Origin of the sequence: Lactococcus garvieae subsp. garvieae (assembly GCF_029024465.1) — a bacterium.
Lineage (GTDB): Bacteria > Bacillota > Bacilli > Lactobacillales > Streptococcaceae > Lactococcus > Lactococcus garvieae.
Map to the genome: position 1 here is coordinate 1,449,280 of NZ_CP118950.1, position 15,185 is coordinate 1,464,464.

The following is a 15,185-nucleotide window of genomic DNA, read 5'->3' on the forward strand; positions in this document are numbered from 1 at the left end:
CTGCTTGTCTTATTTAATCTTCACGAATAGGTGCCAAATTTTTGTAAAGGGCAAAAGCATCCAGCAAGATGCGGTTCACAACTTGTAAACACAGGCGACTCCCCACATCTAAACCAAAATTAATCGTTTTTTGAGTTGATTTGTAAGCATGGATACAAACATCAGCTTGACTTCCGATGGGACTCGGCATTGCTCCCACGAGTGCAATAATCTTTGCTCCCCGATTTTTGGCTTTATGAAGTGCTTGTACAATCTCAGGTGTTTCGCCACTCAAAGAAAAAGCAACGATGAGATAATCACGATTGGCTTTACTTGCAAAATACTGCATATAGTCAAAATCATCGTGAATGACACAAAGTTTTCCAAAGAGTTGCAGCTTATCCATCATTTCCCGCGCAACATTCGCACTCAGTCCTGCACAAAAAATCATAATTTTGCTGTGATGATCAATCAACTTAATAGCAGCTTCAATATCATCTGCTGAAAGTTGATTAATGGTCCGTGTAATTTCGACTTCATTTTTACGGATAGCTTGATTAACCTCTTTAGAAAAGCCATTTTTGCGTCGCTCGTTTTTGGTATTACGAATAGTTTGCTTAAAGTCAGAATAACCCTCGTAGCCCATTTTTTTCAGCGTTCTATTCACTGTGGAAACACTGACATGTGATTCTATGGCCAATATCGAAATAGATAGATTAGGGATTCGATTTAAATTATCTTGAATATGATTCCAACAATACGACTCTGCTTCACTTAATGTTTTCAAGCGTCACTCCTTTATCTTCAAATCTTGTATTTTCTACCATTGCAAGTCAATATTTTTCATAGTTTTCAAAAAGATACTCTAAATCATCAATTGTCTTCAAAAGCTCCTGACCGATATTGGTATCTTTAACACAGGTCCTTTCTTCTACTCGATCAACCAATCGCTTGACACTCACAATATCACTGCCGTCTTCGACAGCTGCTTTTATCGTTTTAAAAGGCTCGTGAGCTGCCAGCTGCATGCCATAACTGTTATAAAGTAAAGTGTATCCTGCAATTCCAGTTTCTTTTTGGTAAGGCTTAGAAAAGCCGCCATCAATCACAATCAGCTTACCACCTGCTTTAATTGGTTCTTCACCTTTCTTTTCTTTGACCGGTGTATGTCCATTGATAATATGACCTTTTTCATCCATACCAAAATTTTTCAAAATGCGGCAAATTGTCTCAGGCTCTTCTCTTAGACGATAGTAAGGATTTTTCTTTTCCACATGTGTTGCTTTGTCTGAGATGTAATAACGCTCAAAAGTGGTCATCGCTTCTTTACCAAAAAGTGAAGAAGATTCTCCCACCCACAGATACCAGAGTAAGTCTGTAGATAAATCTTCTTGGACATCAGGATGCGCCAAACTCTTTCTCACATGGTCTTCGAATAAATCGAGCAGTTCACGTCCAGAATAAGCTTCTCCTTCAAGCCTGAAACACTTAAAGTCACCATTTTCATGAAGGGGTAAGCAACCATGAATCAGTAAATTGCCATTGTAGGAAAGATACATTGAACCTTTTTCTAAAAGAAAATCAATATGTTTTTTGAGCTTTTGGGAAGCCTTAAAATTTTTCAGCAATTTTTTCAGTAAAATTTCTTCCTCAGCACTTAACTGCTCCGGTTGAACTGGATCAACCGTCGGTGCTTGAAATTCTTGCAAATCATACTGTTTGCCTTTGAGGGAGATACGTTTTTCATCATAATTAATAAAATGCAAAACATCCCGCTCTTCCAGATGAAAATCCGGGCGCCGTGCAATTAATTGACTTTCTAACTTGAACTGCAAGATTGCTGTCGCTTGTTGGAGTTTATTCAGCAAGTCACACTCCTCCTGCGACAGATATTCTCCTTCCGTCAAACGAGGAGCAAAGGCTGGGCTAGGCTCATAATACCGCTCCGCATATTCAATCAACGGACGTAAATTAATCCCATAGGAATCTTCAAGAATATCCAAGTTACCATAACGGGAGCTAATACGAATAACGTTCATCATCGCAAGCGGTGAACCTGCCAAAGTGGCCATCCAGATAATATCATGATTGCCCCACTGAACGTCCACTGAAGGCATACTTATTAGACGATCGATAATTTTATCAGGATAAGGGCCCCGATCATAAATGTCACCTACCACATGTAAATGATCAACAGTCAAACGTCTCACACTATCCGCAAGTGCAGTAATCAAGTTTGGAAGCTCACCTAAATGTTGAAGTTTTTCAATGATCGAGTCAAAATAAGCACGTTTTTCAGAACTTGATTCAACTTCATGTTTTAATTCCTCAAGAATATAGCGGAATTTTTCTGGAAAAGCTTTACGCACTTTCGACCGTGTATACTTTTTCCCTGCAAAACGCGCGACTTTCAATAAGGAAATCAAGTTCTCACGGCAATAATAAGCAAATGCCTCTTGCGAAAGCTGACTTTCTTTGGAAGCCAACTTTTCTTCTGGATAATAAATCAAAGTTGCCAGCTCTGAAATTTCGGTAGGGTCTAAGTCAGGAAAGCATTCGCGGAGCTTTTCTTTAATCGAACCTGAGCCGTTACGCAAGACATGATTAAAAGCATCGTATTCCCCATGTATGTCACTTACAAAATGCTCTGTACCTTTAGGAAGTTCACAAATTGCGCTGAGATTTATGATTTCAGTTAAGACTGCTTCTTTGGATACAAACTGTTCTTTCAGCAGCTTATAGTACTTTTCATCCATGATCTGTTATCTCCTCTAATTCTTGCTTCTTGATAAAAGCAACATGCCTACATTATAGTATTTTTAACATTCATAGTAAAGCGCTTTCTTCTAAATGTGTTTTTCCCGTACAAAAAAGAGCAAAGTTTAATCTTTGCTCTTTTATAAATCAAACCATTATAATTTTTGTTTTAAATACTGTCCGGTGTAAGATTGCTCAACCTCAGCCACTTCTTCTGGCGTACCTGTAGCTAAGATTGTTCCGCCGCCAGCCCCCCCTTCTGGTCCGAGATCAATAATGTAGTCAGCAGTTTTAATCACATCAAGATTATGTTCAATAACAACGATGGTATTGCCTTGATCCACAAGACGATCCAAAACTTTAATCAATGTGGCGATATCTTCACTGTGCAAGCCAGTTGTGGGTTCATCCAAGATATAAAAGCTCTTGCCTGTACTGCGTTTTTGCAATTCGGAAGCAAGCTTCATCCGTTGTGCTTCACCACCAGATAAGGTGGTAGCTGGTTGTCCCAAAGTAACATAGCCTAAGCCGACATCAACAATGGTTTGCAATTTTCTCTCAATTTTTGGAATATGACGGAAGAATTCCAAAGCATCCGACACGCGCATGTCGAGAATTTCTGAAATATTCTTCCCTTTGTAATGAACTTCCAAGGTTTCTGAGTTATAGCGTTTGCCATGACAGATTTCACAAGGGACATACACATCTGGGAGAAAATGCATTTCAATTTTGATAATACCGTCACCCGAACAAGCTTCACAACGTCCGCCTTTGACGTTAAATGAAAAACGTCCTTTTTTGTAGCCACGTATTTTGGCTTCATTCGTTTCTGCAAAAAGTCCACGGATATCATCAAAAACAGAGGTATAAGTTGCTGGATTTGAACGTGGTGTACGTCCAATCGGCGATTGGTCAATATCAATCAGACGTTCAATTTCTTCATAACCGGTCACTTTTTTATGCTTCCCTGGTTTTTCTGAATTATGATTGAGCTTTTGCGCCAAGGTTTTCTTCAAAATTGAATTAACCAAGGTTGATTTACCTGACCCTGAAACACCGGTTACAGCCGTCATGATTCCTAGAGGAAATTGAGCATCGATATTTTGTAAGTTGTTTTCGGAAGCCCCAGTGACCTTCACCATGCGTTTTTTATCGATTTTACGGCGTTTTTCCGGTACAGGGATGGAACGTTTCCCTGATAAATATTGTCCTGTCAAGGATTTTTTATTTTTCGCTACTTGTTTTGGCGTACCAGCAGCAATAATTTCTCCCCCTAAATCTCCAGCGCCTGGTCCGACATCAATCAGCCAATCTGCTGCTTTCATCGTATCTTCATCGTGCTCAACCACGATAAGTGTGTTGCCTAAGTCACGCATTTTTTGGAGAGATTCAATCAAGCGGTCATTGTCTCTTTGATGCAGACCAATTGATGGCTCATCAAGGATATAAAGGACGCCTGAAAGATTCGAACCGATCTGTGTCGCTAAACGAATACGTTGCGATTCTCCACCTGATAATGTCCCTGAAGCCCGTGAAAGTGTCAGATAGTCAAGCCCCACATTTTTTAAGAAAGATAAGCGATCTTTGATTTCCTTTACAATAGGTTGGGCAATCATTTCATCGTTTTCAGATAAAGTAAGAGCAGCTAAAAATTCTAACTCGTCACCAATAGCTAAATTAGAAAGTTCCCCGATATGTTTTCCATCCACCTTAACCGAAAGGGCTTGATCGTTCAAACGATAGCCGTGACAAGTCGTACATGTTAACTCCGTCATGTAACCACGAAGGTATTCACGTGTATAATCACTTGAGGTTTCGCGGAAACGACGGTTGATATTATTGATTATCCCAGGGAAAACCATGTCTTTATCAGAAACGTTCCCAAAGTCACCGACATAGTAAAAATGGAATTTACGCTCACCAGAGCCGTGAAGAATAATATCTTTATGTTCTTCCGGTAAATCAGCCCACGGTGTATCCATATCAATTCCAAAATCACGGCTGGCACATTCCAACATGGTAGGGTAGTAATTTGAAGAGATAGGATTCCATGCTACAATAGCACCCTCGCGTAAGGTCTTACTGTCGTCAGGAATAACCAAGTCAGGATCGACTTCATTTTTCATTCCTAGACCATCACAGTCTGGACAAGAACCAAAAGGCGCATTAAATGAAAAGAGACGTGGCTCTAGCTCAGGAACAGTAAAACCACAGACAGGACAGGCATAGAACTCACTGAAAAGAAGTTCCTCCCCATCCATCTTGTCCACAATAACATAGCCTTCAGCAATACGTAGTGCTGCTTCAACAGAGTCAAACAAACGTGAACGAATTCCTTCTTTTACAACAATACGGTCAATAACGACTTCGATATTGTGCTTTTTATTTTTATCAAGCTCTGGTGCTTCTGTCACATCGTAAACTTCACCATCTGCGCGGACACGTACATAGCCTTCTTTTTGCACACGCTCAAAAACTTTAACGTGTTGTCCTTTTTTACCACGTACAATGGGTGCCAAAATCTGCAGGCGTGTTTTTTCAGGAAGTTCGAGGATTTGATCCACAATTTCTTCAACCGATTGTGCTGAAATTTGACCATGTCCATTGATACAGAAAGGTTTTCCGACACGCGCAAAAAGCAAACGGAGATAATCATTAATCTCCGTCACTGTTCCGACAGTAGAGCGGGGATTTTTACTGGTTGTTTTCTGGTCAATGGAGATGGCTGGCGACAATCCGTCAATGCTGTCCACATCTGGTTTATCCATATTGCCTAAAAATTGACGGGCATAAGCAGATAATGATTCGACATAGCGACGTTGTCCTTCAGCATATAAAGTCTCAAAAGCCAGAGAAGACTTCCCTGAACCTGATACACCTGTAACAACGACCAACTTATCACGCGGAATAGTAACATCTATATTTTTTAAATTGTGCTCTCGAGCACCATGTATAACAATTTTATCTTGGGGCATTTATTCTTCCCTTCTCACTTCTATCCCAGATTTTCTGAGACTGAATTTCTTATTTTCGATAAAGATACTTCAATTATACTACATTTTAAGGTACAATAGCCTTATCATGAAATCTTATTTTGTCTATGTTTTACGTTGTGCTGACGATACGCTTTATTGTGGCTATACAGACGATGTTACAAAACGACTGGAAACCCATAATTCTGGTAAAGGTGCCAAATATACTAAAGCACGACGTCCCCTTCAACTTCTGACTTCCGTTGAATTTTCAGATAAGAAACGCGCCTTAAAATGCGAGTGGTGGTTTAAACATAAACTCAACCGCTCACAAAAATTAAAATTAATTAAAGAAAAAACCATTAAAGAAACCTTTGAGAAAGAACTTCTAGCTAAAGAAAAGGGCTAAGGGATCCCTCGTCTCAGTTTAATTATAAAAAAGCAAACTTAAGTTTGCTTTTTTATAATTTTTCTAGTTTAACAGCTGTACCATAGGCAGCTACTGAATCCACATTGCCAAATGTTGAAGAGTCAAAACGCATCGCGAGAATTGCATTGGCACCTTTATCTCGTGCCTCTTCTGCAAGACGTTCAATAGCACTCTCACGTGTTTCATGCTGGAGTTTCGTATAACCGGCAATTTCACCACCAACAATCGTTTTTAATTGTTGTCCGGTACTTGAGAATACGTTACGCGAACGGGTAGTTAAACCAAAAACTTCGCCATAGACTTCAACCACTCGATAGCCTGGTGCATCATTTGTAGTTAAAATTAAGATATCTTTCATTTCTTTGCTCCTTTATAAGTTACATTTTGTCCAAGATTTCATGGATAATTTCATGCGAATCCAGAACATTTGTTTGCTTCATTTGTTTCATGAGTTCCTCTCTGTTATGGCCATCAAAATTAGCTACTGCTTCAACCATACCAAAAACCAAACTTTCGAAACCACGATTATATGTGGCAGTTTGCCAGCCGTTAATTCCGATTTTTTGCTTGTCTAGTCCTGTAAGAATTTCTAACTCCGTCAGTTCTGATAAACGATAGGTTCCACTGCTTGCTTCAACCGTAAATTCCTCAGAAAAAGCGCCTGAGACCAAGTTCATGCTGGCAACACCCATACAAGATTGTGTTCTCAGTGTGACCATCACACGTGAAAGTTTTTTGTCCGGCGTCATCGCTAATTGATAACTGTAACGTTCAATCTCATCATCCAACAAGTAAATCAACGTATCCAAAGGATGAATGAAAATATCATACAAACTAAACTGCACTTCGTCGGCATTGTTCGCTAAGTTTTTACTTACTTTGATAAAGTTTTTTTGATGGACCTCTTTTAGTTTGTCTGTCAGTGGGGCAAAACGGCGATTAAACCCGATAACAAAGAGGACATTATTTTCCTCAGCCAAGCGATGAAGTTCTTGGACCTCCTCAAAGTTTTCGGAAATCGGCTTATCCATCATGACATGTGTCCCTGCACTCAAATAACGTTTTGCAAGTTCAAAATGTTGGGCCGTTGCTGCATGAATGACAACCATATCGCAAGTTTCCAACGCGCTTAAATCCGTTGTCGCATATTCAAACTTGTATTTTTTTCGAATCTCTTCAGCTTTTTCCCAGGTTCTCGAATGCAAAATGAAGCGATGTTCGGCCTGCATTTTCGCATAAACGGGCAGATAGGCCTTACCTGCGATATTTGATGTTGCACCAATTATTCCAATAATCATATAATCTCTCTAACTGTCTTTTGAATAAATTACGATGAGCTTGCCTTGAGCAATTTTTAACTCCATCGTCTCACTGATAAAAGCATTACTTGCATAGATGTCTGCAAAGTTATCCTCAGCTTTCAGTGGATATTTTGCGTTTTTAATCTCTAAACTTCTGTTTGTGCCAACCTGAACAATTCCCAAATACGGATAGCCTTCAATCTTGCGAATTGTATGCTGCCCTTGAGTCAAATATGTTACAAAATTTTGATTGTCCTTCAAAGAAATCCTTTCCGGACAGGCAAGATGCAGGGGCAGATACACATTGGTCAAATGATGGTCAAGCCTTCCACCAAGGGCTCCAATAATCATAATTTCTGCATCTGGAAAACGAGAAAGTACCTGATCTAAACCAGCTTCTAAATCCGTCTGATCCTTCTCTGCCGGAAGTTTAACAAGTTCATGAGCAGCTTCTGATAGTTTATCGAATTCTTCCTTACTTACAGAGTCAAAATCACCAACTGCTAAGTCCAAGTCTTGATGTTCCTCAAGTAAAAATAAAGCGCCACGGTCAATGCCGACATAATAATCATAGCTTTCTTCAGGTAGACTGGCTGGCCGTCCTGCGTGGATAAGTACTCTCATCGCTCATCCCCGCTGCCTGCTATTTTACCTCTGAGCTGACGACTTTCTAGTTTATTTAAGTTGGCTTGAGCGACTTGTTCCAAATCAAGTCCCAGATACCGCGCACAGGTTGCCACATGCCATAAGACATCACCTAATTCTTTTCCCAAAGCATTTTTATCTTCCTCGTGAATGATTCCATCCTGATCACGGATGATTTTTTTTATCTTATCCGCAACTTCTCCTGATTCACCCGCTAAACCGAGTACCTTATCTAAAAAAGCAAAATTTACCTGCTCAATGTCCGCTAAAGGACCATTGACATCAAATTTTATTATTTCCTTTTGATAATCCTTAAGTTCCATAGATAAGGTTCCTCCTTTAAATCTCTCTCTTATTATATCAAAAACTCCTCTGAAAAAGGATGTTTCATCCCTTAGTTTTATGCAAAAAAAGCCCTCGAGTAACTGAGAACTTTTATTTAAGCTTTAAGGGCGGATACGTCCAAGCATACGTGGGAAAGGAATAGCTTCACGGATGTGTTGGTTACCTGTAATAAAGGTTACCGCACGTTCCAAACCAAGTCCAAAACCAGAATGTGGCACAGAACCGAATTTACGTAAGTCGAGGTACCAGCTGTATTCTTCTTCTGAGAGACCAAATTCTTTTACTTTTTCAACCAAGTAATCGTAATCTGTCGCACGTTCTGAACCCCCAATGATTTCACCATAACCTTCTGGCGCGATAAGATCGGCACAAATCACAACATCTTCACGTGTTGGATGTGGTTTCATGTAGAAAGCTTTGATTGCCTTAGGGTAGTTGATGATAAATGTTGGCACACCATAGTAGTTAGAAACAAATGTTTCATGAGGTGAACCAAAGTCATCACCCCACTCGATATGATCGTAATCGTTATTTGCTTCTTCTTTTTGAAGAAGTTCAATCGCGTCATCATAAGTGACACGTTTGAAGGGTTCATTGACATATTTTTCCAATAAATCAATGTCACGTTCCAAACTTTCTAGAGCATAACGTTGGTTTTCCAAGACTGATTTAATCAAATGTTTGACATATGCTTCTTGAATATCCAAAGATTCTTCGTGTGTTGTGAAAGCCATTTCTGGTTCAATCATCCAGAATTCAGTCAAATGACGGCGTGTTTTTGATTTTTCAGCACGGAAAGTTGGACCAAAGGTAAAGACTTTACCAAATGCCATCGCACCCGCTTCAGCATAGAGCTGACCAGTTTGTGACAAGTAAGCAGGTTGTCCAAAGTAATCTGTCTCAAAAAGTTCTGTTGTTCCTTCAGGAGCTGAACCTGTCAAGATTGGGCTATCTATTTTAACAAAGCCGTTGGCATTGTAAAACTCATAGGTTGCACGGATAATTTCGTTACGTACAAGCATGATAGCATGTTGCTTGCGGCTACGTAACCATAAGTGACGGTTATCCATCAAGAAGTCTGTACCATGTTCTTTTGGTGTGATAGGATAATCCACAGATCCCCCAACAACTTCAAGGTCTGTAACATCAAGCTCGTAGCCAAATTTTGAACGTGAATCTTCTTTCACAACACCTGTTACGATTACTGATGTTTCTTGCGCCAAGTGTTTGATTTCGGTGAATTTTTCTAAGCCAGCTTCTTCACCAAATTTTTCAATCATGTTTGGTTTGAAAACGACAGCTTGGAAATAAGCTGTACCATCACGGAGTTGGAGAAATTGCAATTTTCCTTTTCCTGATTTGTCTGCAACCCAAGCGCCGATTTTGATTTCTTCTCCGACATGGTCTTTCACATCGATGATTGATACTAAGTCTTTCATAAATAATTCCTTCTCTTTTTATTAATATAAATCTTTGTCTGCAAATTTCTCTAACCAGATTTCCTTCAAAGTTTTCAAATCTTCTTTAAAAGCTTTAGGTGTCTGTAATTCGTCTTTCTTAAGCTCTTCCAAGACCAGAAGTTCAAAGTCATCCGATTTCCAATCTTTGTCAATGGCTAGTGGAACACCAATTCCTGTTTTTCGTGAAAATTCAAAGCGATTTTTCAAACCAGGTAAATCTGGTGCTATATCAAGATAAAACTTGTTTTTTGAAATATTTTTATAAGCAACAACAGCGCCTAGCTTTTCTTGGAGCTTGTAAGCTGATTTTGCTTCTTTTTTATCTATCATGCGCCACTTCCATCCAGTTCTTAAGACGTTTTACAGCTTCTGTTAAACTCTCAAGGTCAGTAGCATAACTCAATCTTACATGTACAGGTGAACCAAATCCTTCTCCCGTTACAAGCGCCACTCCGGTTTCTTCAAGAATCGCTGTCGCAAAATCCGTAACATTGTCATATCCTTTGAGCGCCATGGCTTTCTCAACTTTAGGGAAGAGATAGAATGCACCATTAGGTTTGATGGCCTCAAAGCCAGGAATTTGATTAATCATCGGATGAATCAAATTTAGACGGGCTTCAAAAGCTGTACGCATTTTTTCGACTGCCGTCTCATCAGAATTAAAAGCTTCAATGGCTGCATATTGAGCAACTGTACTTGGATTTGAGGTTGTTTGACCTGCAATCTTGGTCATTGCTGCAATAATTTCGCTGTCACCAACTGCAAGCCCAATGCGCCAACCGGTCATCGCAAAGGTCTTCGATACACCATTAATAACAATCGTATGTTGACGAATCGCTTCGGATAAAGATGAAAGAGCTGTAAACACGCTCTTATTATAAACCAGTCGGTGGTAAATATCGTCTGCTAAGATTAACAAATCATTAGCTACAGCCCAATTTCCCAAAGCCAATAATTCTTCTTTTGAATAAATCATTCCTGTGGGATTGGACGGGCTATTCAGCAAAAGTACTTTTGTCTTTTCAGTTTTCACTGCCTCGAGTTGTTCGACTGTGATTTTAAAGTCATTTTCTTGCAAAGTCGAAACGACAACAGGATGACCTCCCGACATTTTAACTTGGTCCACATAACTCACCCAATAAGGGGCTGGAATGATGACCTCATCTCCTTTATCTAAAACACTTTGAAAGAAGGCATAAAGCGCAAATTTAGCACCTGTGGTAACCAAAATTTCCTTATCTTCAATGGCATAACCATAATATTTTTCCCAATAATTGCGCACAGCACTTTTCAACTCAGGCAAACCAGAAGCCTGCGTATAGAAGCTGGCTTTGCCTGAATGGATAGAATCAATGGCTGCTTCCCCGATGAGTTCTGGGGTAGAAAAGTCTGGCTGTCCCAAAGTTAAATCAATAATGTTTTTTCCTTGGCTTGCGAGATCTTTGGCACGCTTTGCAGCAGCGAGAGTCACAGACTCTTCGATGTTTGAAACAAAATCAGATAATTTTTTCATAAATTACATCAGCTCCTTACCCGTCTTGAAATCATAAAGTTTAAAACCTTCACGACTATTTACCTGCCATACGGGCTGATTTTTATACAGGGCCAAGACGATAGATGTCGTATTATCTGCTTGAAGCGTTTCGGGCTTAACACCTGTTGCCATGTCAATAACTGTTAAATTTCCCCCTTTTTCCGGAATTAAAACACCGATCTCCTTGCCTTTTTCAGTTTTGCCAAGTAAAGAATAATCTGTGCTATCTGTAGTTGCAATGTCAAAAGCTGTTGGAGTTTTCAGCTCAGTTTTATCCTTTGCTATAGCAATTGCAGCGCTTCTTGCTGTATTGTAAGGGCTGACTGCTCTCCAGATAAAGAGGCTTATCGCAATAAAACCTGCCAGAATTACCGTTAAAACACCGATAATAATCTGTGTGTGCAGAGTCATTCGTCTTCTTCTCATAGCCTGCCTTTCTGTCCTTTAGATAATCTATTTAATTATAGCAAAAAAGCAACGAAATTGCTTCTCTACAAAGGTCTTCTGCCGGAAAAAGTCAAATCTATAATTTTCCCCAGTCTCGTCACTGAAAAATTTTGGTGCATTTCCTTAACTTCTTCTTTGATTCATCTGTCTCGAGTACCATTTCACATCAGGAATTCAAGAATTTTTTCCACTACTTCACGACTTTCAAGTGTTTTAAGGGGCGCAGTTTGTGCAAGATTTTTGCGCATTCTTTTCGCATAAGATTTGCCTGCTAAACGATTGTCAAGAATCACCACCTTGGAATACTGATTATGTCGTCGATTGACACGTCCCAGAGCTTGTTGCAACTTCAACGTTGCCATAGGCACATTGAAATCGTAAAAAGGATTATTAAAGCGTTTTGCATACTTTTTCGTTAAAACATCCTCTGGCGTAGCAAAGGGCAAACGAGGAATCATCAGCACAAGGTGATCTTGCTTCTCAAAATCCACACCCTCCCAGAAGGAAGCTAAGCCCAGAAGAATCTGTCCTTCCCCTTTATCAAATTTTTTCTTGATTTGGGCAGCGGTCCCATTAATATCTTGAGCCAATACATCCCAACCTTCAGCGGACAGTTGTTCTGCTACAAAAGTTAAGGACACTTTTGCCGTAAAGAGAACAACAACTTGGCAGCCTAGCTCAGCAACCTCGGAAACTTTATCCGCAACATAATGTGCGTAAGCCATAACACCCGTATTTTTGATATGGGGGCCATCAGACAGGATAAATATTTCTTGATTATCGGCGGGGTGACTCTCAAATTTGAAGAAACGATAGTCCTTAAATCCCAAAAGTTCTGGGAAGATGGGCTTGTCTTCCGTCAGAGATAAGGTCGCTCCCAACATGTATATTTTAGTTCCTGAAGGCACCAGTTTTTCAAAATTATAAAAATCCGTACTTGAAGCGTGGACCATATCTCCATCGCGCCAAATAAAGTTCTGCTCAGGATGTTCAAAAATTTCAGCCAGTTCTTTTAAACCAAGCTCTCTCGCGTCCAGGGCGATTTTCTCACTGTCCAGTTTTTTATTTTTGAGCTGGAATGTCAAACTTTCTACAAGACGTTTGTTTAAATGTGAATTTTCCGTATCTACGGTTTCCAATTGTTCCGATATTTTAACTGATTTCTGATTGGTCCTCTCCAGTGTCGTAAAGAGTTGCTGTGCTTCATCCACAACCAAAACGCGTTCTTGCAAGAAAGTCTCAGGATAATCTGCAAGACGTTCAATCAGGTAAGCATGATTGACGACTTTAACCTGCGAAATTTCAGCTCTGCGCTGCGCTTTCAGCCAGAAGTCTTGTTCATAATGCAGCTGTTTGTTGTTGACATAGCCATCATGCGCAATCTGAGCGAAATACTCCTCATTGGTCATGACCTTGGAGAGTTCGTCTAGCTCCCCTGTAAGTGTTTCCGTCAACCAGACCAAAATTTTCATCTTGAAAATTTCGAAATTTTTCCCTTCTGTATTTACCAGCAAAAGCCGTGAAAATTTTTCCAAGGAAATATAATTCTTCGTCCCTAAAAGCTTAGAGAAATTCACACCAAATTTTTCTTTAAGGATTGGTGCTACACCATGAATCATCTGATTTTGTAGAACTTTTGTCGGCGTTGATACAACAATTTCACGTCCTTCTGCAAGCAAAGGTATGAGGTAAGCATATGTCTTACCAATACCAGTAGGTGCTTCAATGAAAGAAGGACGACTTTGTGTAAGTTCTTCTTTTATTTTTTCAGCGATCTTTTCTTGATTTTTTCGGACTTTAAGACCTAAACGAGAGATATTTTTAGCAAAAGAATTGGCAAGGGGTTGTCTGTTTTCTTTCACTTTTTCTCTACGTGTAGCAATATTGTATACCACATAAAGCTGCTCAACTTTGAGTGACGTATAAGGCAGTTGCTCCTTTAAGAATTCTTTCGTCTCATAGAGTAAGCTGTCCGAATGGCGAATAATCTCCTCTAACACAGCACGTGGAAGTTCCCGAATCTTGTCTTGCATTTTAAGCAACAACTCTGCTGTAGCCAAAGCGTCGGATAAGGCCGCATGAGGCTGATCGTGTCGTAAGTCCAGTCGCTCACTCAGAGCTTCCATCCCATATTTTTCAAAGGTAGGAAAAACAACTCGCGCCAGCTCAACTGTATCTACACGCGGTAATTCCAAATCCAAGCCTAAAGGAAAAAGACTTTTCATTAATAAGGAGTAATCAAAGCGCGCATTGTGTGCCACAAAAATGGTGCCTTCCAATTTTTGGCGCACTTCTTCTGCAACTTCCGAAAAATCTGGCGCTTTTGACAAGCGACGATTAGACAAACCTGTAAGGCTCGCAATTCTCGGCAAAAGTGACTCATGTGGATTGACATCTGTCGTATAAGTGTCTACCACTTCTCCACCCTCGACTAGCGCAATACCAATTTGGATAATTTTATTCTGCGAGCTGTGCGCATCGGTGGCTTCTAAATCCACCACAGCATATCGAGTCATTTTTTTACCTTTCAACTTCTATTTATTTTTATAAGGCTTTGCTTTGCTCGGCCATTTAAAAATAGATCTTTATAATTATATCAAATTAGACGCAATGACACAGCACACAGGTGTTCTTCTCAACATACAGCAACCTTTACCTGCCACTTTGATTCACAAAAAAGGTGATTTTACAGTAAGAAAGCCGTAAAAATCTCAAAAAATACACTTGCATATGCCTTTGCCTTGTCCTTTTCTATTCGGTTAAGCCCCTCCTGCGCTAAAGCCAGACCCCAAAAATAGTTTTTCTTTTACAAATGCTGCAAATTAGAGTAAAATTAGAGTATAGTAAAAAAAAGAAAAGGAGTCCCACTATGCTCGATAATTACAAAAAAATCCTCGTTGGTCTTGACGGTTCTGTAGAATCAACTAAGGCCTTTGATAAAGCTGTTGCCACTGCTCTTCGTAACGATGCCGAATTGGTCATCGCTAACGTCATTGACTTGCGTGCATTTCAGTCTATCTCTGCTTATGATTCTGTCGTAGCCGATGATACACATAAAGGTGCCGAAAACCTCATTAATGACTTTGCAACTGAAGCGAAAAACGCTGGTGTAAAAACAGTAACTACTCGTGTCGAATTCGGCTCACCAAAAGTTATGTTGGGACAAACACTTCCAAAAGAAGAAAACATTGACCTTATCGTGCTTGGTGCAACTGGTTTGAGCTACATTGAACGTATCTTTATTGGTTCTGTTGCAGACTATATCATTAAAAATGCGCCATGTGATACTCTTGTCGTCCGTAAATAATTGTTATA

14 protein-coding genes are annotated in these 15,185 nt (G+C 39.8%); 2 read left to right on the forward strand and 12 right to left on the reverse strand.

Translation table 11 applies throughout. From position 1 onward, the window contains the following. Positions 1 to 13: 13 nt before the first annotated feature. The 3 genes from PYW30_RS07180 to uvrA form a co-directional block, all read right to left on the reverse strand. On the reverse strand, positions 14 to 766 hold the full coding sequence (locus PYW30_RS07180) for a MurR/RpiR family transcriptional regulator (protein WP_031285849.1): 753 nt from the start codon (positions 764 to 766) through the stop codon (positions 14 to 16). Between the two features lie 46 nt (positions 767 to 812). Then, positions 813 to 2,735, reverse strand: coding sequence for a fructose-bisphosphatase class III (locus PYW30_RS07185; protein WP_042218732.1), 1,923 nt, complete (start codon positions 2,733 to 2,735; stop codon positions 813 to 815). 156 nt (positions 2,736 to 2,891) lie between these two features. After that, positions 2,892 to 5,711, reverse strand: a complete 2,820-nt coding sequence (gene uvrA / locus PYW30_RS07190; protein ID WP_023889560.1) for an excinuclease ABC subunit UvrA — start codon at positions 5,709 to 5,711, stop codon at positions 2,892 to 2,894. Between the two features lie 106 nt (positions 5,712 to 5,817). Here uvrA and PYW30_RS07195 point away from each other — a divergent pair, with 106 nt between their 5' ends. Continuing rightward, a complete protein-coding gene (locus tag PYW30_RS07195) occupies positions 5,818 to 6,117 on the forward strand; it encodes a GIY-YIG nuclease family protein (RefSeq protein ID WP_019336221.1) in 300 nt (99 codons plus the stop codon). A 52-nt stretch (positions 6,118 to 6,169) separates the two neighbouring features. Here PYW30_RS07195 and PYW30_RS07200 read toward each other — a convergent pair whose 3' ends face one another. The 9 genes from PYW30_RS07200 to PYW30_RS07240 form a co-directional block, all read right to left on the reverse strand. Beyond that, positions 6,170 to 6,496, reverse strand: a complete 327-nt coding sequence (locus tag PYW30_RS07200) for a heavy metal-binding domain-containing protein (protein WP_003133007.1) — start codon at positions 6,494 to 6,496, stop codon at positions 6,170 to 6,172. 19 nt (positions 6,497 to 6,515) lie between these two features. Beyond that, the gene (locus PYW30_RS07205) at positions 6,516 to 7,436 is read right to left on the reverse strand and encodes a Gfo/Idh/MocA family protein (protein WP_023889559.1); all 921 of its coding nucleotides are present in this window, start codon (positions 7,434 to 7,436) and stop codon (positions 6,516 to 6,518) included. Between the two features lie 9 nt (positions 7,437 to 7,445). Beyond that, positions 7,446 to 8,063: a thiamine diphosphokinase gene (locus tag PYW30_RS07210; protein WP_042218728.1), complete on the reverse strand. Its 618-nt coding sequence runs from the start codon at positions 8,061 to 8,063 to the stop codon at positions 7,446 to 7,448. After that, positions 8,060 to 8,407, reverse strand: coding sequence for a nucleoside triphosphate pyrophosphohydrolase family protein (locus PYW30_RS07215; protein ID WP_014025209.1), 348 nt, complete (start codon positions 8,405 to 8,407; stop codon positions 8,060 to 8,062). The genes PYW30_RS07210 and PYW30_RS07215 overlap by 4 nt, the downstream gene beginning before the upstream one ends. A gap of 123 nt (positions 8,408 to 8,530) precedes the next feature. Then, positions 8,531 to 9,868, reverse strand: coding sequence for an asparagine--tRNA ligase (asnS, locus tag PYW30_RS07220; protein ID WP_014025210.1), 1,338 nt, complete (start codon positions 9,866 to 9,868; stop codon positions 8,531 to 8,533). Between the two features lie 21 nt (positions 9,869 to 9,889). Further along, positions 9,890 to 10,219, reverse strand: a complete 330-nt coding sequence (locus PYW30_RS07225) for a GIY-YIG nuclease family protein (RefSeq protein ID WP_019299565.1) — start codon at positions 10,217 to 10,219, stop codon at positions 9,890 to 9,892. Next, positions 10,209 to 11,402 (reverse strand): pyridoxal phosphate-dependent aminotransferase, encoded by a 1,194-nt coding sequence (locus PYW30_RS07230; protein ID WP_042218721.1) that lies wholly within the window; start codon positions 11,400 to 11,402, stop codon positions 10,209 to 10,211. Before PYW30_RS07230 ends, PYW30_RS07225 begins: the two co-directional genes overlap by 11 nt. 3 nt (positions 11,403 to 11,405) lie before the next feature. After that, positions 11,406 to 11,849, reverse strand: coding sequence for a cell wall elongation regulator TseB-like domain-containing protein (locus PYW30_RS07235; RefSeq protein ID WP_003133017.1), 444 nt, complete (start codon positions 11,847 to 11,849; stop codon positions 11,406 to 11,408). Positions 11,850 to 12,031: 182 nt separating this feature from the next. After that, positions 12,032 to 14,386, reverse strand: coding sequence for a helicase C-terminal domain-containing protein (locus tag PYW30_RS07240; RefSeq protein ID WP_042218718.1), 2,355 nt, complete (start codon positions 14,384 to 14,386; stop codon positions 12,032 to 12,034). A 353-nt stretch (positions 14,387 to 14,739) separates the two neighbouring features. Here PYW30_RS07240 and PYW30_RS07245 point away from each other — a divergent pair, with 353 nt between their 5' ends. Further along, entirely contained in the window at positions 14,740 to 15,177 is a 438-nt protein-coding gene (locus PYW30_RS07245; RefSeq protein WP_003133021.1) for a universal stress protein, read from the forward strand. Positions 15,178 to 15,185: the final 8 nt, after the last annotated feature.